The following is a 26,081-nucleotide window of genomic DNA, read 5'->3' on the forward strand; positions in this document are numbered from 1 at the left end:
GGTGGGCTACGTACAATTCGTAGTGCCCCAAGGGAGAATATAATGAGCCAGAAATTAAAAATTGTCACTATCGGCGGCGGCAGCAGCTATACCCCGGAATTACTGGAAGGGTTTATCAAACGGTATCACGAACTGCCGGTAACAGAATTGTGGCTGGTTGATGTAGAAGAAGGGCAGGAGAAACTCGATATTATCCATGCGCTGTGCCAGCGTATGGTGGAAAAAGCGGGCGTGCCGATGAAAGTCTACAAAACGCTGGATCGCCGCGCCGCGCTGGAAGGGGCTCATTTCGTCACCACGCAGCTGCGGGTTGGCCAGCTGAAGGCGCGTGAAAAAGATGAACGTATTCCGCTCAGTCACGGCTATCTCGGTCAGGAGACTAACGGCGCCGGCGGTCTGTTTAAAGGTCTGCGTACCATTCCGGTGATTTTTGATATCGTGAAGGATGTACAGGAGATCTGCCCGGATGCCTGGATCATCAACTTTACCAACCCGGCGGGGATGGTTACCGAGGCGGTGTATCGCCACACCAACTTTAAGCGCTTTATCGGCGTGTGTAATATTCCGATCGGCATGAAAATGTTTATCACCGATGTGTTGCAGCTGACCCCGGAAGATGAACTGCATATCGATCTGTTTGGTCTCAATCACCTGGTGTTCGTTCGCGATGTGCTGGTGAATGGCAAATCGCGCTTCGACGAACTGCTCGATGGCGTTGCCTCCGGTACCCTGAGCGCCAACTCGGTGAAAAATATCTTCGATTTACCGTTCAGCGAAGGGCTGATCCGCTCGCTGCGCCTGATTCCGTGCTCCTATCTGCTCTACTACTTTAAACCTAAAGAGATGCTGGCCATCGAAATGGGCGAGTATTACAAAGGCGGCGCGCGCGCCCAGGTGGTGCAGAAGGTAGAAAAACAGCTGTTTGAGCTGTATAAAAACCCGGATCTGAAGGTGAAACCAAAAGAGCTGGAGCAGCGCGGCGGCGCCTATTACTCCGATGCGGCCTGTGAAGTGATCAATGCTATCTACAATGACAAGCAGGCCGAGCACTACGTTAACATTCCGCATCATGGCCATATTGATAACATCCCCGCGGACTGGGCGGTGGAAATGACCTGTACGTTGGGGCGCGAAGGGGCAACGCCGACACCGCGCATCACCCATTTTGATGAGAAAGTGCTGGGGCTGATTTATACCATCAAAGGCTTCGAAGTGGCGGCCAGCCAGGCGGCGATGAGCGGTGAGCTGGACGATGTGTTGCTGGCGCTCAATTTGAGCCCGCTGATTCACTCTGACCGCGATGCTGAGCAGCTGGCGCGCGAAATGATCCTCGCGCACGAAAAGTGGCTGCCCAACTTTGCCGCGACAATCGAGAAACTGAAAGCGTAACGGGAGAGCTGATGGAACGCGTGTTAATCGTTAATGCCGACGATTTTGGCCTGAGCAAAGGTCAGAACTACGGCATTATTGAAGCCTGTAAAAATGGCCTGGTCACCTCAACAACGGCGCTGGTTAACGGGGCGGCGATTAGCCACGCGGCCCAGCTGAGCCGCTGCGTGCCGGAGCTGGGGGTCGGGATGCATTTTGTCCTGACTCTGGGGGAACCCTTGTCGGCGATGCCGGGGCTGACCCGCGAGGGGCGCCTGGGGAAGTGGATTTGGCAAATGGCGGAAGAGGATAGCCTGCCGCTGGATGAAATCGCGCATGAGCTGGAGTGTCAGTATCGTCGGTTTATCGAGCTGTTTGGCTGCGAGCCGACGCATATCGACAGCCATCACCATGTGCATATGATCGCCCGGATTTATCCCATTGTTGCCGCATTTGCGCGCGAGAAGGGGGTGGCACTGCGTATTGACCGTCAGCTCGCTCAGCGTGACAAACTGGCGCAGGATGCTGCGCGCAGCAGCGACGGTTTTGCCAGTGAGTTCTACGGCGAGGCCATCTCGGAGGCGCTGTTTTTACAAACTCTGGATGCCTCTATCCAGCGGGGCGAATCGTCTCTGGAAGTAATGTGCCACCCGGCGTTTGTTGATAACACCATCATGGGCAGCGCCTATTGTTACCCGCGGCTGGCAGAGCTGGAGGTGCTGACCTCGGCCTCACTCAAGTATGCGGTTGCCGAACGCGGGTACCGTTTAGGGACCTACCGCGACGTTTAACGCGGGTGGAGGGGAAGCGCCCGGCTTCCCCTGATTGCGCCCGTTCACCGGACATCCGGCGAGCGGGATCCCGCGCGGTCCTTTTCTGTCAGGCCGGAATAGTCGCCGTTTTACCGGCGCGCGACCATACCCGATGCGCCGCCATCAGCGCGAACAGCGTATCCATCGCCGGAGCGTCAATGGCGTCCGTCTCGACAACGCCTTCCTCCCCCTGACTGGCGACCTGCAGCAGGGCCTTAAACTGGCGTCCGTCGCCCGCCAGCACGATCGGTTTTAAATGCTTATAGGCCTCCAGCAGGTAGTAATGCAGCTCCCCGCTGTTGCTGAGAAGGGACAAGTCGCCGCCCGGGACGATGACCGCATCGACCGTCAGCGACGGCGAACCGCTAAAGGTCCCGGCGATGGGCAGCCGCGTGCCGTCATCGGCAATCACTTCCCCCATCCGTGAATAAAGCAGTCGCGCATGAACCCCTTTCGCCTTCAGGGATTGCAGCAGGGTCAGCACATCCTGCGCTACCGGGCGATCGTTGAGCAACACGGCGACGACGCGGCCCTTGATCTCCCCGCCGGGGATAGAATACAGGCTCAGGCTGGGATCCTTTTTCACCCCGTTAACGTCCGGCGGCGGCGTGATCTTGCACTGCTCGTCGCTGAGCGTGATGCCTAAATTTTTGCCAACGGCCTGCGCCAGCGGGATATCGATGTGCGCCAGCTGGTCAACCACCCGTTCGCGGATCCATACCCGGACCACTTTGCTTAACTCAAAGCTAAAGGCATCAATAATATGCTGCTGCTCAACCGGCGTCTGGCTGCGCCAGAACAACAGCGGGTGGGCGTAATACTCGGCGAACGAGGGGCTACGCTGGCGAATTTTCTCACCGTCGACGCGCTCGGCGTACGACTCAAAACCGCCGCGCTTAGGGGCCGGTGGCGTTTCGCGCGGCCAGTTATCATTGATCGAGTTTGGCTCGTAGTTGGCGGGGTTGGTATCAATATCCATCCGGTGCATGCCGTCACGCTGGAAGTTGTGATACGGGCAGGTGGGTTTGTTAATCGGGATTTCATGGAAGTTAGGCCCGCCCAGACGGCTAATCTGCGTATCGGTATACGAGAAAAGGCGGCCCTGCAGTAACGGGTCGTTGCTGAAATCTATCCCCGGTACGATATGGCCTGGGTGGAACGCCGCCTGTTCGTTTTCGGCGAAGAAGTTATCCGGATTGCGGTTAAGCACCATTTTCCCGACCCTCTGTACCGGAACCAGCGCCTCGGGGATCAGCTTGGTGGGATCCAGCAGATCGAAGTCAAACGCCTGTTCATTCTCTTCCGGGATCAGCTGCAGACCCAGCTCATACTCCGGATAATCGCCGGCTTCTATCGCTTCCCACAGATCGCGGCGATGGAAATCCGGATCCCGACCGGTCAGCTTTTGCGACTCATCCCAGAGCAAAGAGGCTTTACCGGCCAGCGGTTTCCAGTGAAAACGGACAAAGGTGGCCTTACCGTCGGCATTGATCAGGCGGAAGGTGTGAATACCAAATCCTTCCATAGTGCGATAGCTGCGCGGTATGCCGCGGTCGGACATCGCCCACATCACGTTATGTAACGTTTCCGGCTGCAGCGAGACGTAATCCCAGAAGGTGTCATGGGCGCTTTGTCCCTGCGGGATAGCCCAGTGCGGTTCAGGCTTCACGGCATGAACGAAATCGGGGAATTTCAGCGCATCCTGGATGAAGAAGATCGGCGTGTTGTTCCCGACGAGGTCAAAAATGCCTTCATCGGTATAAAATTTGGTGGCGAAGCCGCGAATATCGCGCACCGTATCGGCCGAGCCGGCGCCGCCCTGGACGGTAGAGAAGCGTACGAATACCGGCGTTTTCCTCGCGGGATCGCAGAGAAAATCGGCTTTCGTGACGTCGCTCAGGTTGCGGTAGGGTTGAAAATAGCCGTGCGCCGCCGATCCGCGCGCATGGACGATGCGCTCCGGGATCCGCTCATGGTCAAAGTGAGTAATTTTTTCACGCAGAATAAAGTCTTCCAGCAGCGTGGGTCCCCGGTTCCCCGCGCGGAGCGAATTCTGATCGTCGGCAATACGTACCCCCTGATTGGTGGTCAGGGGGACGTTTTCGCTGTCTTTGCGCTGCTGCGCCAGCGCGTCAAGTTTGCTGCTGTGGATATCGGGCGCTTTGAGGCTTCCCGGTGCGCTGGGTTCTTCCCCAGGCGCCGTGGGATGCGGCGTCGGGCGCCATGATTGATCATCCGGAGCCAGAGCATCCAGACCGGGCTGTGCTTCGCTGGCGTCGTGAGGCGCTTTGTGGTTTTGTGGTTTATGGTTCTTATCAGACATTGCTCGTCTCCTGTTTTCATTACTGAAAAATGGTCGTTGCGCTACCAAAACCCTTCTAACTATAGAACATCTCACCAGATGAGCCGCCTGGAGGCGTGAAAACTATCGCCCGGCGGCAGAACACACGTAAGGGGCGACGACAGGCAGGGCAATCGGCTATGATAGCCGTTTCTGTTTCCCGCTTTGTTTAGTGAATCTATTGGTTATGAAAACACTTCGCCAACAAAACCGCCCTGTCATTAGCTACGTGCCTCGGGTGGAACCCGCCCCTCCGGAACACGCCGTCAAAATGGACGGTTTTCGCGATGTGTGGCTGTTGCGCGGCAAGTATGTCGCCTTTGTGCTGATGGGTGAACATTTCCGCCGTTCGCCAGCGTTTAGCGTCCCGGAAGCGGCGCAGCGCTGGGCCATGCAGATGCGCCAGGAAGGCGAAATTACCTCATGAAAGGGTAGCGAGAAATAAAAAAAAACCGCAGATAGCTATCTGCGGTTTTTTTTGTGCCCGTTAGCTTAGCGATGCGCCAGCTCGGCGTCTTCTTCGCTGTCGAGAATCGTTTTGTCGGTCTGGCGCAGCCATTGGCTGGTCAGAGTACCGGCGGTCATTGAGCCGTTCACGTTCAATGCCGTACGGCCCATGTCGATCAGCGGTTCGACGGAAATAAGCAGCGCTACCAGCGTCACCGGCAGGCCCATGGCCGGCAGGACGATCAGCGCTGCGAACGTTGCGCCGCCGCCGACCCCCGCAACCCCAGCGGAGCTTACGGTGACGATGCCGACCAGCGTGGCGATCCACAGCGGATCAAACGGGTTGATACCGACGGTCGGGGCAACCATGACGGCCAGCATCGCCGGGTAGAGACCTGCACAACCGTTTTGACCGATAGTCGCGCCAAAGGAGGCTGAGAAGCTGGCGATGGATTCCGGTACGCCCAGACGGCGGGTTTGCGCTTCGACATTCAGCGGAATCGATGCGGCGCTGGAGCGGCTGGTGAAGGCGAAGGTCAGTACCGGCCACACCTTGCGGAAGTATTTCAGCGGGCTCACGCCGTTAATGGCCAGCAGCAGACCGTGAACCACAAACATAATGCCCAGGCCAAGGTAGGAGGCAATCACGAAGCTGCCGAGCTTGATGATGTCCTGCAGATTGGAACCGGCCACCACTTTGGTCATCAGCGCCAGCACGCCGTACGGCGTTAACTGCATGACCAGACGTACCAGCTTCATCACCCAGCTCTGCAGAGTGTCGATGGCGGTCAGGACGCGCTGGCCCTTTTCAACGTCATCTTTCAGCAGCTTCAGCGCCGCGACGCCGAGGAAGGCGGAGAAGATAACGATGCTGATGATCGAGGTCGGGTTCGCACCGGTCAGGTCGGCAAACGGGTTCTTCGGTACAAAAGAGAGGATCAGCTGCGGTACGCTCAGGTCGGCGACTTTACCGACATAGTTGCTCTGAATCGCATTCAGGCGCGCGGTTTCCGCGCTGCCCTGCACCAGACCTTCGGCCGTCAGGCCGAACAGGTTGGTCACCAGCACACCGACCAGCGCTGCAATCAGCGTGGTGAACAGCAGGGTACCGATGCTCAGGAAACTGATTTTTCCCAGCTGTGAGGCATTATGCAGGCGAGCAACGGCGCTGAGAATAGAAGCGAAAACCAGCGGCATGACGATCATCTGCAGTAGCTGGACATAGCCATTACCGACGATATTGAACCATTGAATGGAGTCTTTCAGCACCTGGCTGTCGGAACCATAAATCAACTGCAGCGCCAGGCCGAACACGACGCCAATGACGAGGCCGAGCAGTACTTTTTTGGCGAGGCTCCACTGTTTGTGGCGGGTTTGCCCCAGCGCAAACAGCAAAACCGCGAACACGATAACGTTCGCTACTAATGGAAAATTCATCCCCGTTCTCCTGATAGGTTTTTATCCGGCTGGTCTGTTACCAGCTCTAATGGCGCAAGGTTAGCAGAAGAGGAATTCATTACTTATATTCAAATGGAATGGTTTATAACTATTTTGATTCTTTTGCCTGTTTATCGTCCGGTCTGGTGACTAATAAAACGATTAAAGGTGATCTGCAGTGAATTAATCATCCCCGAAGACCAGCGCACGGCGCTGTTCTCTGCGAAAGTTTGTGGCATCCATACGGCATAAACGAACAGCGCCATACACAGCGCCCGCTCCAGCTGGTTGCCTTTACGCGGCGCGAGGATCGGCAGGCGGAAGCGCCAGCGGCAGGGCCACAGCAGCGGTACCCCCGCCGGGGTGAGCATATCGGCAAGAATATGGCTGAGATAGCCCAGTACCAGCCCCTGCACGGCATCGGCGGGCACGAACCAGCTTTCCGGCACTTTCAGATAAAACAGCGTGATAGCGCCAAAAACCGCCAGCAGGCTATGGGTGAACCCGCGGTGGCCAAAGGCGCGGGCGACGGGCTTCGATATCCAGCTTAGCCGCTGCCCGAGAAAGGACTTCGGATGATCGATATCCGGCAGCAGGCAGGTCAGTACCGCTGAGGGAACAATATGCCACCAGTCACCCTGTGCCAGTACGGGGGTTAATTCCGCATTTTTCGCAAATACCGCACAGGCGATAGAAAAGAAGAGATGGCCTTCCGCCGTCATGATAAAAACCCTAAACTGTCAATTCATACAGTATAGGGTTTTTATACAGTGTGTGAAAGAGGTGACGGTGTAACTCTTTGTCACAAAACTATTAACGTGCCAGCCAGCCGCCATCAACCGCCAGCGTATATCCATTGATGTAATTCGCAGCCGACGACGCCAGGAACACGACCGGGCCCTGTAAATCATCCGGGACGCCCCAGCGCCCGGCCGGGATACGGTCGAGGATCTCTTTACTGCGATCGGCATCATCGCGTAACTGCCGGGTATTATCGGTGGCCATATACCCGGGGGCGATGGCATTGACGTTGATATTCTGCCCGGCCCATTCGTTGGCCATCAGGCGGGTTAAACCGAGCACGCCGCTTTTTGAGGCCGTATACGAGGGGACGCGAATCCCGCCCTGAAACGAGAGCATGGAGGCGATGTTAATGATCTTTCCGCCGCTGCCCTGCTGAATAAACTGCCTGGCGACCGCCTGCGATAAAAAGAACACCGACTTGAGGTTGAGATTGATGACGTCGTCCCACTCTTTTTCGCTAAAGGTGAGCGCATCGGCGCGGCGTATTGTACCGGCATTATTAACCAGAATGTCCACCCGGCCCATGGCGGAGACGGCTTGCGCGACGATGTCGGCGATGGCATCCTGGCGGCTGAGGTCAGCCTGAATGGCGGTGAATCGACGCCCGAGCGCCAGGACCTGTTCGGCCGTTTCATGTGGGATCTTGCGATTGACGCCGACGATATCGCAGCCGGCCTGGGCAAGGGCCAGGGTCATTCCCTGGCCCAACCCGGTGTCACATCCCGTCACGATGGCGACCTTACCCGTCAGGTCGAAGGTGTTAAGTACCATATGCACCTCTGTCTGCTGATTTATGCGTTTAATCACGCCGTTTTTTCAAGCATAGAGGGTGCTGAGCGGAAAAACAATTAAAAATGAAACATCGTTTTATTTTTGTGATGATTCAACCGCTGTGCGCCGATCGCTGGTCGGAAAGCAGGCCGCAGAGCTCGCTGGCGCTGAGTGACTCCAGCGTCGTAAGCTTCACGTCTGCCAGCACAAAACGCGGATCGTGGCGATTTTCCTCGGCCGGAACGACAATAGAGCGCATGCGGGCTGCCTTACTGGCGATCATTCCGTTGACCGAATCCTCCAGCGCGACGCAGGCCATCGGGTCCACGCCCAGACTGGCGGCGCAGTTGAGATAGACCTGAGGATGGGGCTTGCTGTACGGCAGTGATTCTGCGGAGGCAAGGGCGTCAAACTGCTCGCGCAGCTCGAACATGGTGAGGACCTTTTCCAGCATTCGCAGCGGCGAGGCCGATGCCAGGCCCACTTTCAACCCTTGTGCCTTACACAAGGCGACGGCTTCTCGTACGCCGGGTAACAGAGGGCGGGAGGCTTCAACCAGCTCAATCGCGCGGCTGATAATCCGTGCGGTGACTTCAGCGCGATCCGCGCCTTTCCATGGCTGCTGGGCAAACCACAGATCCACCACTAAATCGATGCGCAGTCCCAGCGTATCGGGCAGCTCATCGCGGCGGCTGATATCGACCCCGAGGCTTTTAATGACCTCCAGCTCCGCCTGATCCCATAGCGGCTCGGAATCAATCAGTAATCCATCCATATCGAAAATAGCGGCATGAATTTGTCGCCTGGCTGACATAAGTCCTTCTCCTGTAGCGCAAGTAGATAACGAAGTGGTCCTCATGGTATATCATACCGCGCATTATTGGGCGAAATTCGCCGCTGAGGGTAGACTTAGACGGTGATTAAGGCGTCTTAAACAAGGGGAATCCATGACGTATCAACAAGCTGGACGCATTGCAGTGCTTAAACGTATTTTAGGGTGGGTTATTTTTATACCCGCGGTGATTTCAACGCTGATTTCGGTACTGAAGTTTATGTACGAACACAGCGAAAAAAAACCGGGCATTGATGCGGTACTGATGGATTTTGCGCACGTCATGATTGAAATGATGCGTTTCAATACGCCGTTCCTCAACTTTTTCTGGTACAACTCGCCGCTGCCGGATTTTAAACACAGCCTGAATATTGGCTTCTGGATTATCTATATCCTGGTGTTTGTCGGCATGGCGCTGCAGGCGTCAGGCGCGCGCATGAGCCGTCAGGCCAGGTTCCTGCGTGAAGGAGTTGAAGATCAGCTGATTCTTGAACAGGCGAAGGGGCCGGAAGGGCTCAGCCGTGAGCAAATTGCGGCGCGTATCGTGGTACCTCGCCATACGATTCTGGTGCAGTACTTCCCGCTGTATATCCTGCCGGTTATCATGATTGTTCTTGGCTATGTGTTCTTCTCGCTGCTCGGATTTTTGTAAAAAATGGCCCGGCACGCCGGGCACTTTTTATTCGCCAGGTATCGCGCGCGGCTTACCCTGATTGTCGACCGCCACGTAGATAAACAGGGCTTCCGTGGCTTTATAACGTTGGCCAATCGGCTCAGACGACACTTTCTTCACCCACACTTCGATGTTGATGGTGATAGAGGTGTTGCCGCGTTTCACGCAGCGTGCGTAGCAGCACACCACGTCACCCACGGCCACCGGCCGTAAAAAGGTCATTCCGTCAACGCGCACGGTCACCACGCGACCCTGCGCAATCTCTTTGGCCATAATCGCGCCGCCGATATCCATCTGCGACATCAACCAGCCGCCAAAAATATCGCCATTGGCGTTCGTGTCCGCTGGCATAGCCAGGGTGCGTAAAACCATTTCGCCCTTCGGGGTGAGATCTGTTGTTGTCATTCTGTACTCTGTGCTGGTCAAAGAAGATCAGCGCGATGCTACTATGAAAATGGCAGGGAGAAAACAGGGGAATACGCCCGCGGCTGCGGGCGTGGGTATTCAGAAGGAGAGGGTGACGCCGGCGTAATAGGCGCGACCGGGTTCGTTATAGGTCGAAGCGCCCGCGTTTTCGCGATAAATTTGCTTATCGAACAGGTTACTGATGCCGGCATTCAGGCGAAGATCTTTCAACAGCTGGTAGTTCGCACCGATACCGACAACGGAATAGGCACCGACTTCATTCGTGGCGAGCGTGCCGGTCTCGTTGCGGATCTCCGCATACTGACGCGGTTTCTGGCGGCCGTACATCGTCCAGTTGACGTTGGCCGAAAGCTTGCTGTTGACCTGCCAGTCCAGCATGGTGTTAATCGTATATTTCGGGATCACCGACAGCGGATTACCGGTATCTTTGTTCTCCGATTTGATCATATAGGTCGCATTGGTTCGCCAGTCCAGCGTGTCAGCCACAATCGGGATGAGCAGGGTGCCTTCCAGCCCTTCGACGACCGCTTTGCCGCCGTTTTGCCATTGCAGAATATTGTTGCCGCTCGAGGTATAGCCCAGCACATCGGTACCGGAGACGATTTTGTTTTTATAATCGTTACGGAACCACGTTACCCCCGCGTTATAGCCGTTGAGGTTAAATTCAAGGCCGAGCTCTTTATTGATGCTGATTTCCGGATCGAGGTCCGGGTTGCCGAGCAGGTAGCAGCTGCCGTTGCTGATGGTGTTCGGGCAGCCGTTGCCGCGGGTCGACAGCAGATAGCCTTCGCTGGACTGGTACAGGTTTGGGGCCTTGAAGACACGTGCAATGCCGGCTTTGACTTTGAACATCTCGCCCAGCTCCTGCGCCAGGTTCAGGCTCGGGCTCCAGTTACTGCCAAATTCATTGTGGTAGTCAAAACGCAGTCCGGGGATGATATTGGTGCCCGGCATCGCCTCAATATTATCTTCCAGGTAGAGGCCGGTGAGGGTCGCGCTGTTGGTGGTGCTGCGCTGGGAGGCCTCGCCTGAGGTGCCCGGGATGGTCTCGCCGCTGACGTTGGTTGCCTGCATGGAGGCGGGGTCGTTGAGTTCATCGCGGTTCCACTCCATCCCGAGGGTCAGGGTCTGGTCGGCCAGCCAGTGGAAGGGGAGATTCAGCTCGCCGGTCGAACGCCAGGATTCAAGGCGGCTGGTGGCGTACTCATCGCTGTTGATCATCCCTTCTACGCGCCCGGTAGAACCTTCCTGCAGACGAGTGTTATTGGTTTTCTCGTAATAGACTCCGGCTTTGGACTGGCCCCAGTCCCAGATTCCGTTATAGGTCAGCCCCCAGGACTGGCGATACAGACGGTTGGTTTCATGGCCATACAGCTCGCTGACCAGGCCATCGGGGCTGAGGTTACCGTTACTGTATTGGGTATCACCGGCGTAAATATTGCCCTGGCGGCTATAGGCGTAGTTAAAATCGACAATCTGCTGCGGCGTCAGTTTCCATGACAGCAGGGCGTTGATGTCCTTGTTGCGCACCCCTTCGCGACCGGCGGCGTACGAACCATTTTGCGCATGGTTGATGTCCCAGGCGTCGGCATCCGTTTTATTGATGTTACCGTACAGCCGCATGGTCAACGCATCGCCGGCCAGCGGTCCATTGAGGCTAAAGTTGGCGCGATTCGTCGCCCCCTCTTTGTTGTTTTCCGGCTGGTTGGTATAAAACGATAGCGAGCCATGCCAGTCGTTGGTGGGGCGTTTGGTAATGATATTGACCACGCCGCCGGCGGCTCCGGATCCGTAGCGGGCTGCTGCCGGGCCGCGCAGAACTTCAATGCGTTCGACCATCTCCGGTGGCACCCAGTTGCTATCCCCGCGGGTATCACGTTCGCCGCGCCAGCTGTAGCGTACCGAGTTACGGGAGGTGACCGGTACGCCATCGATCAGGATGAGGGTGTTCTCCGGCCCCATTCCGCGAATATCGATCTGCCGGTTGTTGCCCCGGCTGCCGCTGGCGCTGTTGCCGGTTAAATTGACGCCGGGCATTTTACGAATGATTTCCGACAGGTCGTTAACCGGGGGATCCCGGGCAATATCTTCAGCGGTGATGACAGATACCCCCGGCTTCTGCTTGAGTGCTTCTTCAGCCGTGCTGTGTACCACCATAGTTTCGGTATCGCGTTCAACCTCGTCAGCAAAGGCGTCGGGCGTCAGAAAGCCTGCAAATACCAGCGCGAGGGGCGTAATGGCATAATAGTTCTGCGATCTCATTGTAAATATCCATATCAAAGCGTTAAAAATTGAGACTGCGAATATCAATGATAATTATTATCATTTCAATGTGTGCAAATGAATCTTCATCAAATCCTCACAATTGGCGCAATTTTCCCGGGTTATGGCAGAAATGGTGAATAAACGGGCGGGATTGACGTCGGCTGCAGGAGATAGCTGTCGGCGCCGCGGGGAATAAGGCGCAGAGTGGGTGGGTTATCGGGGCCAGTGTTTGTCTTCTTTCGTCTCAGACTCGCTGGACGTTTGCCGCTGATGCCAGGCCGCAGTTCCGCCAGACGGATACAGGTGAGTGCGCTTACTGAACGGTTTTCTACGCAAGACGCGGGTCAGGAAAACGGCAAATAACGCGAGTCTCAAGAGCAAGCGCTGAAAACGAGGAGAGGGGAATACGCAACGCAAAGGAGAGCGGGGGCAAAAGCGATACCCCCGGCTTGCCGTTGATTAGTGGTTATCGTCCTGCGGCATATGGCGATAGATGTACACGCCGCTCAACAGCGTGAAGACCAGCGTCAGCGCCGTCAGGCCGAAGACCTTGAAGTTGACCCAGATATTCTGCGGCAACCAGAAAGCGATATAGATATTGGCCAGACCGCAGAGAATAAAAAACAGCGCCCAGGCGAGATTCAGACGCGACCAGACCTGCTGCGGCAGGGTCAGCTCTTTGCCGAGCATGCGTTGAATCAATGGCTTTTTCATCACCCATTGGCTGAACAGCAAAGCGCCGGCAAACAGAGCGTAGATGACCGTGACCTTCCATTTTATAAACTCATCATTATGGAAGAAAATGGTCAGGCCGCCAAATACAGCAACCAGCACAAAGGTAATCAGCGCCATCTTTTCGACTTTACGATAGCGTACCCAGGTATAGATCAGCACGATAGCGGTGGCGATAATCAGCGCGGTGGTTGCGGCGTAGATATCGTAGAGCTTGTAGAAGGCGAAGAAGACTACCAGCGGTAAAAAATCCAGAAACTGCTTCATACATCGGACCCGTCGTTCAGATAGGGCCGGAAGAGTCCCGGCCCAGGTTAATTTAGTTGCGGATAAGCATATACAGGCGGAACAAATAGATCAGCAACAGTGCAGAGATCAGATTGCTGATCGTATTGATAACCACCGCGCCGACGTTCGGCGTCAGTACCGCAAAGCTGGATGCAAACAGCAGCAGTAGCGTTTTCGCCAGCAGCCAGCCAATCACCGCCGGGGCGACCAGACGCATATTGGCCCACACCAGACGCATACTGCTGCGCATGGCGTTAAAAATCCCCAGCTTATCCTGCACCAGCATGATGGGGGCAAAAGCCAGCACGATAGCGAGCAGCACGCCCGGCACCAGCACCAGCATCATCCCCATCTGCACCACAAAGGTGGTGAACAGGATCAGCAGCAGCAGCTTTGGCAGTACCGGCGCAGAAGCTCCGATAGCGCGCAGCGCGCTGACCCGCTGTCCGGCGGAGACCAGCTGAATCATCAGCAGCACGCCGCCGGCCAGAATGGCGTTACCCACCAGACCGGAGAAGGTCGATGCGGCCGAGGCGCGCAGCAGGATCTGCTGTTGCTCCGGGGTCATGTTTTGCACCAGCTCAAACAGCCCGGCGCTCCCCGCCAGATTATCCCCTTCGCTCAGAATCGAGAGCTGCTCTTCACTGGGTGAAAAAGCATGGCCAAGGACTACCGTAATTAACGCGCATAACAACGCAATCAGTAAAATGGTGACAAACTGATTACGAAAAAAATTTCCCGTGTCACGGTAGACGGTCTTCGCCGTGATAGACATGCACTCTCCTTGAGTATTGCAGGTGTTAACTAGCCGGCGATTGTACCGCAAATCCCTCGTGGGTAGCAGCCTCTGCCGTTGTCAGGCTAAGTATATCTTTGTAAAGAGGGATGAGCGGCGGCAGGCCGTAGCGGGCGCGGGCCCGGTTGCAGGCTTCGTTTACCTCGCCGCCTTCACCGGACTGGGCGAATTCGCGGCAGGGAGAGGGGCGGTGCTGATAAATTGAGCAGTGCACCGATTCGCCGATTTCCCCCTTGAGGGCGGCGCAGCGGCTTTGTCGTTGGTTGGTGCCGCTCATGCAGCGCAGAAAAGGGGTTAGCGGCTCGGTAAGCTTCGTCGGCACAACGCCGCCGGCATCGTCGGCTTCCGCCCAGTAGAAAGAGACTCGAAAATACGCACAACAGGCACCGCACGTCATGCACGGGTTGATTTCACTCATGATTACACCTGATAAAAACGCATCAACACAGATTGTCGGCAGATAAATTATCCAGACGCATCGAAGGCGGCAAGGGGCGGGGAAAAATTTTTTCGCTGCCCGGAAAGTGAAAATTGATGTGAATGTGAGTTTTTTGGTATCGCCATGAAAGTAAAAATTAATCTGGATCAATAAATGTTAAATCTCACAACTTTATGTGATCGAGAACGGATCAAAGGTAACTCGTTATGGGTATATTAGCCCGCGCTGAATAACCATAATGAGGAAGTGGATATGAAAAAGTTAGCAGCGGTTGGCATTATTTTGAGTACCCTTTCCGGCAGCGTCTGGGCGCATGAAGCCGGAGAGTTTTTTATTCGTGCGGGTTCGGCCACCGTTCGACCGACGGAAGGTTCTGATAACGTGTTAGGCAGTCTGGGCGGGTTTAACGTCAGTAATAACACGCAGCTGGGCTTGACCTTCACCTATATGGCGACGGACAACATCGGCGTTGAACTACTGGCGGCCACGCCATTCCGTCACAAGGTTGGCACTGGCCCGACCGGGACCATCGCCACCGTGAATCAGCTGCCGCCAACGCTGATGGCGCAATGGTATTTCGGCGATGCCCAGAGCAAAGTACGCCCGTATATCGGTGCAGGTATTAACTACACCACCTTCTTTAATGCCGACTTTAATGACACCGGTAAAAATGCCGGGTTGAGCGATCTGAGTCTTAAAGACTCCTGGGGAGCGGCAGGTCAGGTGGGGCTGGATTACCTGATTAACCGCGACTGGTTGCTGAACATGTCGCTGTGGTACATGGATATCGACACCGATGTGAAATTTAAAGCCGGCGGCGTGGACCAGAAAGTCAGTACTCGCATCGATCCGTGGGTGTTTATGTTCTCTGCCGGCTACCGGTTCTGAGTTCTTCTGCAAACCCCTTCTAAAAAACTGGTCATGATATGACCAGTTTTTTATTTCCTCCGGACCCTCTCAGTTATCCCCTGTGACGTTATGCCGCTTCGCACAAGCGAGCCCCTGATAATGGTCAGTTATTTTGTCTAATAATCGCTTATGAATTAAAAACTGATGCCTGTCCGGGGAATTTTGCCGCGAGGGATGCAAGGAGAGCAAAGATACAGCTTTGCATGACTGTTGAGTGTGATGGTAACGGGTTGTACTTAGGTGACGGACGGTACCATGCAAACAACAGATAAATACGGAAAAGAGGCGAGAATCGAGCGGATAAAGGCGGCTATTAATCCGCGGGGTTATGGTCAGTCAGCCTGTTCCTCTTCTTGATACTCAGCGCGAAGAAGAGGAACAAGATGAACAGGATTAGCTCAGCAGGACGAACCCGCTGTGGATAGCCAGATAGAGACCCATGACGGCAATCAGCAGGCTTGAAAAATAGGGGGCTCTGCGGGCAAGAGTATGAAAACCGTCCCAGCGTCTGGCGACCTGACGGACGCCGATTGCAGCCCCCACGCCCACCGTCACCAGCGTCAGGGCAAGTCCAATACTAAAACTCACCACCAGCGTTGCGCCCAGCGCCAGAGCTTTGATCTGGATACAAATCAACATTACCGTAATGGCCGCAGGACAGGGGATTAACCCGCCGGTCAGGCCAAAGAGTAAAATCTGCCCGTTGGTGACCTCTTTATTGGTGAACCGTTTTTCTATGTCGTGCGCGTGGGCCAACTCATGCGCATCCCGGTACGCTGTGGAATCGACATCCAGCCCTTCAAGTTCCGTATGATCGTGCGTATGTTCATGCTCGCAAAATTCCAGGTCGTAATCATGGACATGGCCGCGATGTCCCAGCGACAGGCGAACGCGAAAATCATGTGGTTCCGGAATGGGGGATATTGACTGCAGATAGCTACCGCAATCGACAAAAGCAAATGACTGCGTACCAGCGGGCGATTCTCGCTGCGTCACTAACGAAACAGTCCCGGCATCCCATTCTCTGCCGCTGAGCGTACGTATGCGCCAGTGCGGCGGCTGACCCTCTTCAAAAATGGACAGTTCCACTTCGCCATGACCGGTATCGATCAGTCTTGATTCATCATGATGGTGCCGCTCGCTTTCCTGCTGGCTGGTCAGCCAGTTTTTTTCTCCCTTCCAGGTTCGGCAGAACATCCAGACGGCGGTACCGAGAATGATGATGGCAGAAACCAACTGCAGCCACGGCTCAGCCGATTCGGCGGTAAAACGGTTACTGATATACATTCCGCCAAAAGCAATCAGCCAGACGATGGCGGTGTGTGAAAGAGTGGCCGCGAGTCCGAGCATGGCAGCCTGTCTGGCCGTGCCTTTTATGGCAATGATGAAGGCCGCCATCATCGTTTTTGAATGTCCTGGCTCCAGCCCATGAAGTGCGCCGAGAAGCACCGCGCCTGGAATGAAGAACCAGGCGTTTCCTTGCTGAAGTAGTGTTGTAAAGTCGGTCATGAGTCGAATTCTGGGTCGTGGAAGGTGTCTGGATTCTACTCCCCCCCAGTACTAAATACTACCCCCCAGTAGAATCGTAATGGTAGAATCAGCCACGACTTTTCCATGGGAGATTGCAGCATGTCGCATACCATCCGCGATCAAAAAAAGCTTAAAGCCCGCACCAACAAGATTCAGGGGCAGGTCATTGCGCTGAAAAAAATGCTCGATGAACCGCATGAATGTGCCGCCGTGCTTCAACAGATCGCCGCAATACGCGGGGCGGTCAATGGATTAATGCGTGAGGTCATTAAAGGCCATCTGGTCGAGCACATTGTTCATGAAGGGGACGAGGCGAAGCGAGAAGAAGATCTGGAGGTTATTTTGAAAGTACTGGACTCCTATATTAAGTGATAACTCCGTGGCAGTCTGATTTTTCCGGCGTGAGTGACGAAACCGCAGATGTTGATGTCACAACTAGTTGTGCCAGCGACACCTGACGATTTTAACTATGCAGAAGGCATCATTAAAAAATCCCGCATATCGCGGGATTGAGTGTATTTCAAGTAGTCTCATTTTTTTTCTTTTTGAAGTTTTCATCATTAGTTACATACTGGAATGCGTCTAATATCAACCCAGATATCCTTAGAATATCCTCGGGTTTGTCGAGGTATATTCTCGTCCCATCATGCTCAAGTCGTGCACGTGATATTTCATTGATTGCTATAGGTGTTAATTCAATAGGTATTTGTATGGACGAGCGACTTTTTTTATCATAATAGCGCACGATCCATCTGTTTGTTTTCCCCTGATAAAGAACACCATAGTATGATTCCGTGTCTTTAGCTTGAATATCTTTGTCGGCACCTATTATTGACACGATCTTTTCAAAAAGTGAACGCTCATTTGGCGTTGTCACAATATTAGGGTTGTCTGGGTCAACCAGGTCGATTGCGGTGTCAGTGACCGTGACCTCACTGATTTCTTTAGTGGTTGTTTCGTCGGCGATTTGCGCATTTGCAGAAAGACCGGATACCACCATGGCGCTAACTGAACGTTGTACCGCCTCTCTTACCAAAGGGGTGATTGAGTCAATAAATCTCTGGTTGAGCTGGCGACCAATATTTGCACGCGATGCAACATATCTTACAAATTCAGAATCAATATCTTTCATGCTAGAGCTTATGACTTTAGAGAAGGCTGAGATATATACACTTTCTTCAGCAAGAGTCCTTAGCGCCTCAGGTTTAAATTTATCATGGCGAAACCTAAATAGTTGTTCGGCATCTGCGTCAGTAATGCTGTCCATTCTAATTCTTAAGAATGGTGTTGGATCCATGATGTTCTTTTCCTGGAGGTCAGTGAAAAAACGCCATTCTAATCCATTTGTTATCGCTGAAATTGTCACCTCTGGAGTACAGTTAAAGTAGCGTGAAAGTTGTGGGCAGTGGTTATCAATTCTCTCTTTAAAGGCCTTTGCTTCAATGAACATGACCGGCACACCCTGGCAAAAGAGAGCATAGTCGACTCTTTCTCCCACTTTTACACCCGGGAAGTCAGCACCATATTCTGCTTTCACTTTCTGCGGATCATATGAATTAAATCCAAGAGTGTCCAAAAATGGTAATATCAATGCCTGTTTGGTCGTTTCTTCAGTTGTGCAATGAATACCAACATTTTTGACATGTTCAATGTGATTTTTAAGTCTTAATTTGAAGTTTTCCATTACCATCAGTTACCTTTGCATGTGTAGTAGATTTAAAAGGGCGTTTAATGTGGATGGCAGCCCTTAGGCTATTTTTCAACATACTCATTAATTTCTTTTAATCTGCGGTTAAATGCTCGTAGCATTTTTCTTTGTTCGTTCTTTGGTAACTTTCTGAATATGCACAGTAATTTTTTCTCATCACTGCATGGCAAATGGGGTGTGCTGTCATCTTTCCCAAACATTAGTTCAGAAGGTTCCATACCTAAATACTTGGATAAAGTTATTGCATCATTAATGTCGATACGGCGTATTCCTGACTCATAATTGCCAATGCGTGACTGAGCCCAGCCACACATCTCGGCTAGTGCTTTTTGTGAAACCCCTCGCATTCCTCGCGCTTCTTTCAGGCGGGATGCTATCTTTTCGTTTTCTCCTTTCCTCATATAATGGGTGTCCTCATGACCTCTATTTGTGTTCAGGATAAAGCACAGATTGTGTTTTTTCTGAAGATAGACGGTTTCATAAGCTTTTTTTGTGAGTGAAATAACAAACTGAAGGATATTTATTTTCTGTTAAAAGTTGTTGTGTGGTTTTTTAAGAAGGAAACATGATAGTTGGGATTCTTTTTTGCGATTTATTTTATATCTATTTAGCATTCATTCCTGCTGCTGTCTTTTTTAGATATAAGGCGGGTTTCTTAACGATAGAGGTTTCGGCGTCAAATTCAACACCGATGTCCTGGAACGATGGGAATTGATGCGTTCTGCGGGATTATCGTCCCGGGCTCTTTCAAGGCGGAGGACGCGCTGGCCTATCCGGGATCACCACGGCACGGTTCTTCCCTGATAATCCAGGTACTCCAGACCAGGCCTCTGCTGTTTCGCCAGCAGCACGTTAACCAGATGAGGAATCGTCTCTTCGATACTCAGCGGCGCGTCATCGCCACCCAGCGCGGTACGAATCCACCCCGGCGCCATCACCACCAGCGGACGTGATGTCGAGCGGGCGGCAAAACTGCGCATAAACATATTCAGCGCTGCTTTACTGCCGCGGTAGAGCTCGCGCTGGCCGCGGAGATTATTGGTCAGGCTGCCCTGGCCTGAGGACATCGCCCCCAGCAGGCCCTGCGGCGTCACATGGTGCTGAAGGCGTTCAAGTACCCGCATTGGCGCAAGGGCATTCGTCAGCATTACCGCAATAAACTCCGCGGTGGAGACTTCGCCAATGGTCTGTGTCGGATCGCGATTGGTGGTGCCCGCATTAACAAACAGCATATCCAGGCGGTCAGCGGAGAGCTTTGTATCCAGCGCGGTCAACTGGTCATTGTCACACATATCCAGCGTTTCCAGACGTACCCGATCGGGGTTTTCCTGCGCGAGTTGATGCAGCGGGGTGGTGGGTTGAATATCGCGTACGGTGCCGATCACATTCCAGCCATGGCGCAGAAATTCAGCGGCCATCGCATGGCCGAGACCGCGTGAAGCGCCGACAATCAGGACGGTAGGGCGAACGATAGTGGTCATAATAAAACTCCCTGAGCAAAGAGTGAGTCCATGACTATAGTCATAGGACATATCAGGCGGAAGGCGCAGCATTTTCAGTAATAAGATGCAGCAGACGCCATGACTGAACCCAGGAGCGCAAATGACCGATCCCGATTTTAATTTACTTGTGGCGCTGGATATTTTACTGGCGGAAGAGAGCGTGGCGGGGGCGGCGCGACGCGCAGGGCTTAGCGCCTCGGCGATGAGCCGCACCCTGACCCGTCTACGTGAGGTCACCGGTGACCCGTTACTGGTGAGAGCCGGGCGCAAAATGGTCTTAACGCCGCATGCGCAAAACTTAAAAGCGCGAACGCAAAACGTAGTTTCTGAGATGCGTTCGGTGCTCAACAACTCCGCTGCGCCGCTTCATCTTCCGACGCTGGAGCAAACCTTTACTCTGCGTACCAACGAGGGGTTTGTCGAAGCTTTTGGCCCGGCATTAATTTGTGCCTGTGCGGCGCAGGCGCCGGGAGTGAAGCTTAATTTCGTCGCCAAAAGTGAAAAAGGACCGCAGTTTCTGCGCGACGGGAGCGTGGATCTGGAGATTGGGGTGCTGAAAAATATGGGGCCGGAAATTCGGCTGCAGGCACTGTTTCGCGATCGTTTTGTTGGCGTACTGGCTCCAACACATCCCCTGGCGCAGGGCGGACAAATTACTCCCGAGCGCTATGCCGCCTGCGAGCATGTGATTGTTTCCCGCCATGGGATGGTCCGTGGGCCCGTGGATGACGCGCTGGCGGAATTGGGTCTGAGCCGCAAAATTGCGGCGGTGGTGCCGGGGTTTACCGCTGCGCTGGCGGTTGCCCGAGACTCGCAGCTGGTGGCGCTGGTCCCGGCTTCTTGTCTGCATCATGGCATGCGGGAGGGCATCGTCGCGTTTGAACTGCCGGTCAGCACACCGGAGATTACCGTCTCGCAGATGTGGCATCCGCGTCAGGAGCTTGCCCCCGGTCATGGCTGGCTGCGCCAGCAGGTGTTGAGCGTTTGTCGGCAGGTGGCATGATGGCAAAAAAAAGCCCGCACAAGTGCGGGCGAAAAATACTGGAAGCAATGTGAGCAATGTCGTACCGAATACCTGAGTGTTTTTCTCAACTATTCGGTAATGAGAAAGATAATAGTTCTCATCTAAGATATCAACCCCATCTTTTGTGCGGAAGCGATTTTTTTAATTAATCACAAAAACGGTGCGTTTCTGGCTGTTGTCGCGCGGCCATGCGTTCGCCACTTCGCTGAGCGCAAGCGGGGTGGTGGCGATGGTAAAACCGCCTGCAACGGCGGCCTGCAGCATTTCGCCGGTCGCCGCCAGGAGCTGCGGCATCGACAGGCTACCGATACCACTGCCCATCAGTTGTAGCGGGGCCGCTCTCAGCACCGCGCCGTTGAGCGCAATTTCCGCGCCGGAAAGCGACCCCACCTGCACGTAGCGCACCGGTGCGTTGCCTGGACTGTGTTTCGCCAGCGCGGGCAGCATCAGTTCGGCGCTGCGGCCCCATAGATAATCCACCACCACATCAACCTGCTGTGCCGCCTGCTCGCTGAATTGTGCCTGTAGCGTTGGATCGTCTGCCGTTAAGTCGATACAGACGTCGGCACCGAGGGCGGCCAGCATCTGCGTATTCCGACCGGTGGCGATGATCTTTCTTGCGCCGAGGAAGCGGGCAATCTGCACAGCAAGCTGACCGGCGCTGCCGGTTGCGCCGTTGATCAGTACGCTCTCTCCGGCGGCCAGTCCGGCACGCTTTACGAGCGCGGCCCAGGCGGACATTCCGGGATTTGCCATCGCGGCGGCGGTGATATCATCCAGGTCATCTGGTAAAGGCAGGCAGTTTTCGACGGCGACCGGCGCCCACTGCGCCATACTGCCCCAGGGCGCAGTGGGGAAGGCAAAATAGACCCGCTGCCCATCGGCCAGCGTTCCGACGCCATCAATGCCGACCACAAACGGCAGCCTGCCGTCGAAACTGTAATGCTTACCGGAGGCGCGACCTTTCACCACATGGCTGATGGCGGCGGCATTCACTTTTACCAGGGGGTGATGGGCATCGGCCTGCGGATCGGTAAAATCGGCCCAGACAGGGCCCTGCTGCAGATCGAAAACTACGGCTGCTTTCATAATGTTATCTCCTGAAGGCAATTATGTGTAAAATGCACATAATAGATAACGGCACTATACCCGGTTAAAAAATATATGCAAGATGCACATAATAATTACGACATTACCGATTTCCACGGCGCGTTGCTCGATATCATTAGCGTGATGAACCAGCCCGTTCGTGATGAGCAGCTGCTTCAGGCCGCAGATGTCCAAATCGATCAAATTCTGTTTCCGCTGCTGGTGGCCATCGGACGTTACGGGCCGGTAGGGGTCGTGGAACTGGCGGATAGCCTGGGGCGCGATTACACCACCGTCAGTCGTCAGGTAAAAAAACTGGAGGTGCAGGGACTGGCGTTCAAACAACCTAATGCCCAGGATCGGCGGATCAGCGAAGTCACCTTGAGCGAGCAGGGAAAAACTGTGATTAAACGCATCGCGGTGGCGAGGACACGGCTGATGAATCAGGTACTGGCAGAGTGGGCTGAGGAAGAGGTAGAGGCGCTGTTTCGCCTGACGCGCAAATACGCTGACAGCTTGCAGAGGAAGTAGTCCTCAGGTGTCGATATTGACGGCAGAGAAGATTCTGCCGTCAGATGGCCGCTTGCAACATCTGGACAAATGTCTGTAACCGATCTGCGGTTTTGTAGATTGTTGGCATTGCAGTCCCCATCTTGTTGCGGCGTATTCCTCAGCCGTAATAATAATCCGTTGGTGAAAAAACAGCGGGGATTGTGGCTGAGCATTTTGTCGGATTAGATGATAAAGGCAAGGCTTGTGATGAAATCCAGAAACAGAGGTTTTGATTTATCAAGGTGGCGAATGGAAAAGATAAAAACATAAGGTTTTTATATTATTTATGATGAAATAAAAGCGTGGTTTTCGTTCATTGGTTTATTTAGTGAATGCCATTCTTTATTTTATAGATGTAATGAATGGATATATTCTTGTCGTTGTATTGCGTCAGTGATTTAATATCTTGAATTTTATAGAAATAAAATTATCGTCTGATTTTGTTTGATCTCATTGAAGATCTGGAGTAAATAAAACCCATTAAATTAACATTGGCAAACATAAGGGTTTTATATGCAACACCCGCTCTTTTTCATCTCTCTGCAAAGGCCGTTTGATTATCACCAGAAAATATTTCCCACAAAACAATGCTGGCGTATTGTTGCTGTGCTGGCCGGATTATTTCTCCTGGCCATATCGCCATATACCCGCGCGGATCAATCCAGTGCAGAAGTGGCGCAATCCACAGCAGAGGGGGACGCTGGTAACAAGCCATTAAGAAAACTGTCTCCTAAGCAGCTTCATGTGGACGTAGAAATTCCAGGGGAATACAGCATCAGCATACTTTTTGATACAGGGTTGTCAATCAATAAAAGTAGTACGTACTACTATCAAACTAAAATAAAGAAAAGTAGTGCGGACTACTATCAAGCTAAAATAAAGAGAGAACGTGAGATTTTAACTTTGTTCAACAAGGAAATTGAGGGTGAAGTTGGTATTTATAGTGTTGTGGATGATAAGGTTGTTCGGAAAATAAAAATTCCAACAGAAAATAGGGGGGGTGGAAATGAAACTATTCGTCTCATTGATCGTGCTGGAGCTGGTCGGTATTATGCCAGTTTTTGGCTAGATAGAGGGCGGTACATAATTATTCCAGACATATATAGTCACCATCCGGATTTTGTTGAATATACTTTTAAGTTTGGTCGGGTTTATGGTAAATGATTTTAGAGGGATGCCGTTATGTCATACACAGTAACTATTAAAAATGACTCCCTGTTTACTAATGGGCAGGGTGCGATTCATACATGGCTGGAACTCAGTGATGGAAGTGGTGTGGTCTATTTTGGATTTACACCTACTGATCTTGGTTATTTCAATAAAAAAGGTTTGTTGGATAGCGATAATTATCTTAAGCAAAGAACTTCCTCTGAACAGTTAACCATTGAAATAACGGCAGAACAATACGGCAGTATGGCCGGAGCTATCAGCGACTTTAAAGAATTCCCTCCGCTCTACGATCTTATTCCGGACGGTGACGGTAGTGATTTTAACTGTACTACTGCTGCCAGTTTTATCCTTAAAAGCGCGGGCATTGATTTTCTGGATTCAGTTCAGTCGCCTTTTGGCGTCGCTGAAAAAATTAATGGCAATAATGATTACACGATGAATGACCTGGTGGAAGATGCCCTCGATGCAAAAGACGTGATTGATAATGCCGTCAGCCATACCTATAACAGCATCCGCGACAAAATCAAAGAGCTCTTCGGGAGCACAGCTGAATCAATACCTGGAGAACAGGCCGCGCTGGCGAACGAATTACTTAATCTTACGGAAAGCTGGTTGAATACCACCCGTGAATCGGTTTATTCGCTCTTTGGTGAGGTCGCCGGGAGCGATAATTATCCGGGGAGCTATTTTGGCGAGATCATCGGGCATTATAAAAGTTTGCTGGATACGCTGATGAGCAGTATCGAACAGCTACTTCAGGGCTGCTCTGTCCCCATCAATATCGGTGGGGTGAATTTATTTACGCCAGGTTTTATGGATCCGGTGATGGGTCCTGACCTGGTTTGTGCGGAAAACCAGGCCAGCCCCATTATTATTGACCTCGACGGCGATGGCATCGAAACCTTATCCGTCAGCAGCGGTGTTTTCTTCGATCATGATGGTAACCAGTTTGCGGAAAACACCGGCTGGGTGGCTCCGGATGACGGATTACTGATATTCGATCGTGATGGTAACGGGCAGATTGATAGCGGCAGTGAACTCTTTGGCAATAATACGCTGCTGAAAAGTGGCAAACTGGCGGCCAATGGCTATCAGGCTTTGCAGGAACTGGATGAAAATAAAGACGGGCAGTTGAACAGTGATGATGCTATCTGGGCGTCATTGCGCATCTGGCAGGATGGGAACAGTAACGGCCGGGTTGACGAAGGAGAGTTACTTTCCCTTGAAGAGGCCGGTGTGGCCGCCATTGGCACCGGCTACAGCACGTCACAATATGTTGATGAACAGGGGAATGCCCACCGGCAAACCAGCACCATTACGCGTTCAGATGGCGCTGTCGGCCAATCGGCGGACGTCTGGTTTGCGGCCAACAAAGGATACTCACGCTACACAGGCGATGTGACCCTGTCCGCTGAAATTCAGGCTCTACCGTATATCCGCGGGTTTGGCAATATGGCCGACCTGCATACGGCAATGAGTCTTAATCCGCAACTTATCGCACTGGTTCAGCAGTTTGTGGCCGATCCCATGGCCGCTAAAGCGTCTGGCCTCATCGAAAAGCTCCTTTTTACCTGGGCAGGCGTAACGGATATCGCTGAAAACAGTCGCGGGAGCTATATCGATGCCCGACAGCTTGCGGTTCTCGAAACCGCTGCTGGTAGGGGATACCGGAACACGGTTAACGGTACGGTTAACCCTCTGAGCAGCGCTGCGGCCTTATTACAGGATGAATACCGCCGTTTTGCTGCCTATACCGAAGCCTGCCTGTTGGCCACAACAGTATATACCCGTGATTTTGATTTTATTCATCTGCAGCTAAGCCCCGATCTCAGCGGTCTGACGTTGAACTTTGAGGCATTTGAGGCGCATCTGAATACTCTGATGCAGACGGACATGGGGCGCTATCTGCAGGTGAGTAATGTCCTGTATGCCTGGATGGAATACCTGCCATCCTTTGCAGATGTCCGGGTGAGATTAGGTATTCCTGAGGCGTTGACATTTACCGGCAGTGACAATGCGGATGTCGTGACGGGCAAAAACACGAACGATGTGCTGTGGGGAGGAAAAGGAAATGACCAGCTGAAGGGCGGATACGGGGATGACACCTACCTCTTTAACGCCGAAGACGGGCAGGACACGATTATTGAGAGCAGCGGAGCGGACACG

The 26,081-nt window shown here is 53.3% G+C and carries 24 protein-coding genes and 1 pseudogene; 10 read left to right on the forward strand and 15 right to left on the reverse strand.

Annotated features, from left to right (window positions below; all coding sequences use genetic code 11):
* Positions 1–42: 42 nt before the first annotated feature.
* Together AC007G_RS26015 and chbG are read left to right on the forward strand one after the other, a co-directional pair.
* Positions 43–1,389, forward strand: coding sequence for a 6-phospho-beta-glucosidase (locus AC007G_RS26015; RefSeq protein WP_132467784.1), 1,347 nt, complete (start codon positions 43–45; stop codon positions 1,387–1,389).
* Between the two features lie 11 nt (positions 1,390–1,400).
* Positions 1,401–2,159 (forward strand): chitin disaccharide deacetylase, encoded by a 759-nt coding sequence (chbG, locus tag AC007G_RS26020; protein WP_032688153.1) that lies wholly within the window; start codon positions 1,401–1,403, stop codon positions 2,157–2,159.
* A gap of 88 nt (positions 2,160–2,247) precedes the next feature.
* Here chbG and katE read toward each other — a convergent pair whose 3' ends face one another.
* Positions 2,248–4,503, reverse strand: coding sequence for a catalase HPII (katE, locus tag AC007G_RS26025; RefSeq protein ID WP_142630329.1), 2,256 nt, complete (start codon positions 4,501–4,503; stop codon positions 2,248–2,250).
* Positions 4,504–4,708: 205 nt separating this feature from the next.
* On the opposite strand from katE, the gene cedA reads away from it, so the two are divergent.
* A complete protein-coding gene (gene cedA / locus AC007G_RS26030) occupies positions 4,709–4,948 on the forward strand; it encodes a cell division activator CedA (protein WP_004860939.1) in 240 nt (79 codons plus the stop codon).
* Between the two features lie 65 nt (positions 4,949–5,013).
* On the opposite strand, the gene AC007G_RS26035 is transcribed toward cedA, so the two are convergent.
* The 4 genes from AC007G_RS26035 to hxpB form a co-directional block, all read right to left on the reverse strand.
* On the reverse strand, positions 5,014–6,405 hold the full coding sequence (locus AC007G_RS26035) for an L-cystine transporter (protein WP_032688150.1): 1,392 nt from the start codon (positions 6,403–6,405) through the stop codon (positions 5,014–5,016).
* A 131-nt stretch (positions 6,406–6,536) separates the two neighbouring features.
* Positions 6,537–7,127 carry a metal-dependent hydrolase gene (locus AC007G_RS26040; RefSeq protein ID WP_004860944.1) on the reverse strand — a complete coding sequence of 197 codons (591 nt, stop codon included), beginning with the start codon at positions 7,125–7,127 and terminating at the stop codon, positions 6,537–6,539.
* A gap of 91 nt (positions 7,128–7,218) precedes the next feature.
* Positions 7,219–7,980, reverse strand: coding sequence for a 2-dehydro-3-deoxy-D-gluconate 5-dehydrogenase KduD (gene kduD / locus AC007G_RS26045; RefSeq protein ID WP_032688149.1), 762 nt, complete (start codon positions 7,978–7,980; stop codon positions 7,219–7,221).
* Between the two features lie 112 nt (positions 7,981–8,092).
* On the reverse strand, positions 8,093–8,794 hold the full coding sequence (hxpB, locus tag AC007G_RS26050) for a hexitol phosphatase HxpB (protein ID WP_046852712.1): 702 nt from the start codon (positions 8,792–8,794) through the stop codon (positions 8,093–8,095).
* A gap of 133 nt (positions 8,795–8,927) precedes the next feature.
* On the opposite strand from hxpB, the gene AC007G_RS26055 reads away from it, so the two are divergent.
* Positions 8,928–9,464 (forward strand): YniB family protein, encoded by a 537-nt coding sequence (locus AC007G_RS26055; protein ID WP_032695857.1) that lies wholly within the window; start codon positions 8,928–8,930, stop codon positions 9,462–9,464.
* A gap of 27 nt (positions 9,465–9,491) precedes the next feature.
* On the opposite strand, the gene yciA is transcribed toward AC007G_RS26055, so the two are convergent.
* The 5 genes from yciA to AC007G_RS26080 form a co-directional block, all read right to left on the reverse strand.
* The gene (yciA, locus tag AC007G_RS26060) at positions 9,492–9,890 is read right to left on the reverse strand and encodes an acyl-CoA thioester hydrolase YciA (RefSeq protein WP_004860955.1); all 399 of its coding nucleotides are present in this window, start codon (positions 9,888–9,890) and stop codon (positions 9,492–9,494) included.
* A 99-nt stretch (positions 9,891–9,989) separates the two neighbouring features.
* A complete protein-coding gene (locus tag AC007G_RS26065; protein ID WP_479466726.1) occupies positions 9,990–12,173 on the reverse strand; it encodes a TonB-dependent siderophore receptor in 2,184 nt (727 codons plus the stop codon).
* Between the two features lie 462 nt (positions 12,174–12,635).
* Positions 12,636–13,175, reverse strand: coding sequence for a septation protein A (locus tag AC007G_RS26070; RefSeq protein ID WP_004860967.1), 540 nt, complete (start codon positions 13,173–13,175; stop codon positions 12,636–12,638).
* A gap of 52 nt (positions 13,176–13,227) precedes the next feature.
* Entirely contained in the window at positions 13,228–13,971 is a 744-nt protein-coding gene (locus tag AC007G_RS26075; RefSeq protein WP_032700199.1) for a YciC family protein, read from the reverse strand.
* Between the two features lie 25 nt (positions 13,972–13,996).
* Positions 13,997–14,410, reverse strand: a complete 414-nt coding sequence (locus tag AC007G_RS26080) for a YkgJ family cysteine cluster protein (RefSeq protein ID WP_032688143.1) — start codon at positions 14,408–14,410, stop codon at positions 13,997–13,999.
* A gap of 273 nt (positions 14,411–14,683) precedes the next feature.
* On the opposite strand from AC007G_RS26080, the gene ompW reads away from it, so the two are divergent.
* Positions 14,684–15,319 carry an outer membrane protein OmpW gene (ompW, locus tag AC007G_RS26085; protein WP_032688142.1) on the forward strand — a complete coding sequence of 212 codons (636 nt, stop codon included), beginning with the start codon at positions 14,684–14,686 and terminating at the stop codon, positions 15,317–15,319.
* A gap of 414 nt (positions 15,320–15,733) precedes the next feature.
* On the opposite strand, the gene AC007G_RS26090 is transcribed toward ompW, so the two are convergent.
* On the reverse strand, positions 15,734–16,849 hold the full coding sequence (locus AC007G_RS26090) for a nickel/cobalt efflux protein RcnA (protein WP_064793092.1): 1,116 nt from the start codon (positions 16,847–16,849) through the stop codon (positions 15,734–15,736).
* 120 nt (positions 16,850–16,969) lie between these two features.
* Here AC007G_RS26090 and rcnR point away from each other — a divergent pair, with 120 nt between their 5' ends.
* Positions 16,970–17,242: a Ni(II)/Co(II)-binding transcriptional repressor RcnR gene (gene rcnR / locus AC007G_RS26095; RefSeq protein ID WP_032695861.1), complete on the forward strand. Its 273-nt coding sequence runs from the start codon at positions 16,970–16,972 to the stop codon at positions 17,240–17,242.
* A gap of 148 nt (positions 17,243–17,390) precedes the next feature.
* Here the strand turns inward: rcnR and AC007G_RS26100 are convergent, their stop codons facing one another.
* From AC007G_RS26100 to AC007G_RS26110, 3 genes are all read right to left on the reverse strand, one after another.
* Complete coding sequence (locus AC007G_RS26100; RefSeq protein ID WP_133959361.1) at positions 17,391–18,554, reverse strand: type I restriction endonuclease; 1,164 nt, start codon at positions 18,552–18,554, stop codon at positions 17,391–17,393.
* A gap of 68 nt (positions 18,555–18,622) precedes the next feature.
* The gene (locus AC007G_RS26105; protein WP_142630327.1) at positions 18,623–18,979 is read right to left on the reverse strand and encodes a helix-turn-helix domain-containing protein; all 357 of its coding nucleotides are present in this window, start codon (positions 18,977–18,979) and stop codon (positions 18,623–18,625) included.
* Between the two features lie 378 nt (positions 18,980–19,357).
* Positions 19,358–20,059, reverse strand: a complete 702-nt coding sequence (locus tag AC007G_RS26110; RefSeq protein WP_032700195.1) for an SDR family NAD(P)-dependent oxidoreductase — start codon at positions 20,057–20,059, stop codon at positions 19,358–19,360.
* Between the two features lie 121 nt (positions 20,060–20,180).
* Between AC007G_RS26110 and AC007G_RS26115 the strand changes: the two genes are divergently transcribed.
* On the forward strand, positions 20,181–21,083 hold the full coding sequence (locus AC007G_RS26115) for a LysR family transcriptional regulator (protein WP_049267042.1): 903 nt from the start codon (positions 20,181–20,183) through the stop codon (positions 21,081–21,083).
* Positions 21,084–21,245: 162 nt separating this feature from the next.
* Here the strand turns inward: AC007G_RS26115 and AC007G_RS26120 are convergent, their stop codons facing one another.
* Entirely contained in the window at positions 21,246–22,193 is a 948-nt protein-coding gene (locus AC007G_RS26120; protein WP_032688136.1) for a quinone oxidoreductase family protein, read from the reverse strand.
* Between the two features lie 75 nt (positions 22,194–22,268).
* Here AC007G_RS26120 and AC007G_RS26125 point away from each other — a divergent pair, with 75 nt between their 5' ends.
* The 3 genes and pseudogenes from AC007G_RS26125 to AC007G_RS26135 form a co-directional block, all read left to right on the forward strand.
* Entirely contained in the window at positions 22,269–22,724 is a 456-nt protein-coding gene (locus AC007G_RS26125) for a MarR family winged helix-turn-helix transcriptional regulator (RefSeq protein ID WP_046852704.1), read from the forward strand.
* 534 nt (positions 22,725–23,258) lie between these two features.
* On the forward strand, positions 23,259–23,909 hold the full coding sequence (locus AC007G_RS26130; protein WP_085397143.1) for a hypothetical protein: 651 nt from the start codon (positions 23,259–23,261) through the stop codon (positions 23,907–23,909).
* Between the two features lie 18 nt (positions 23,910–23,927).
* Positions 23,928–26,081, forward strand: a pseudogene (locus tag AC007G_RS26135) (hypothetical protein); the annotation flags it as partial.

Source organism: Klebsiella sp. CSG-1, assembly GCF_056521145.1.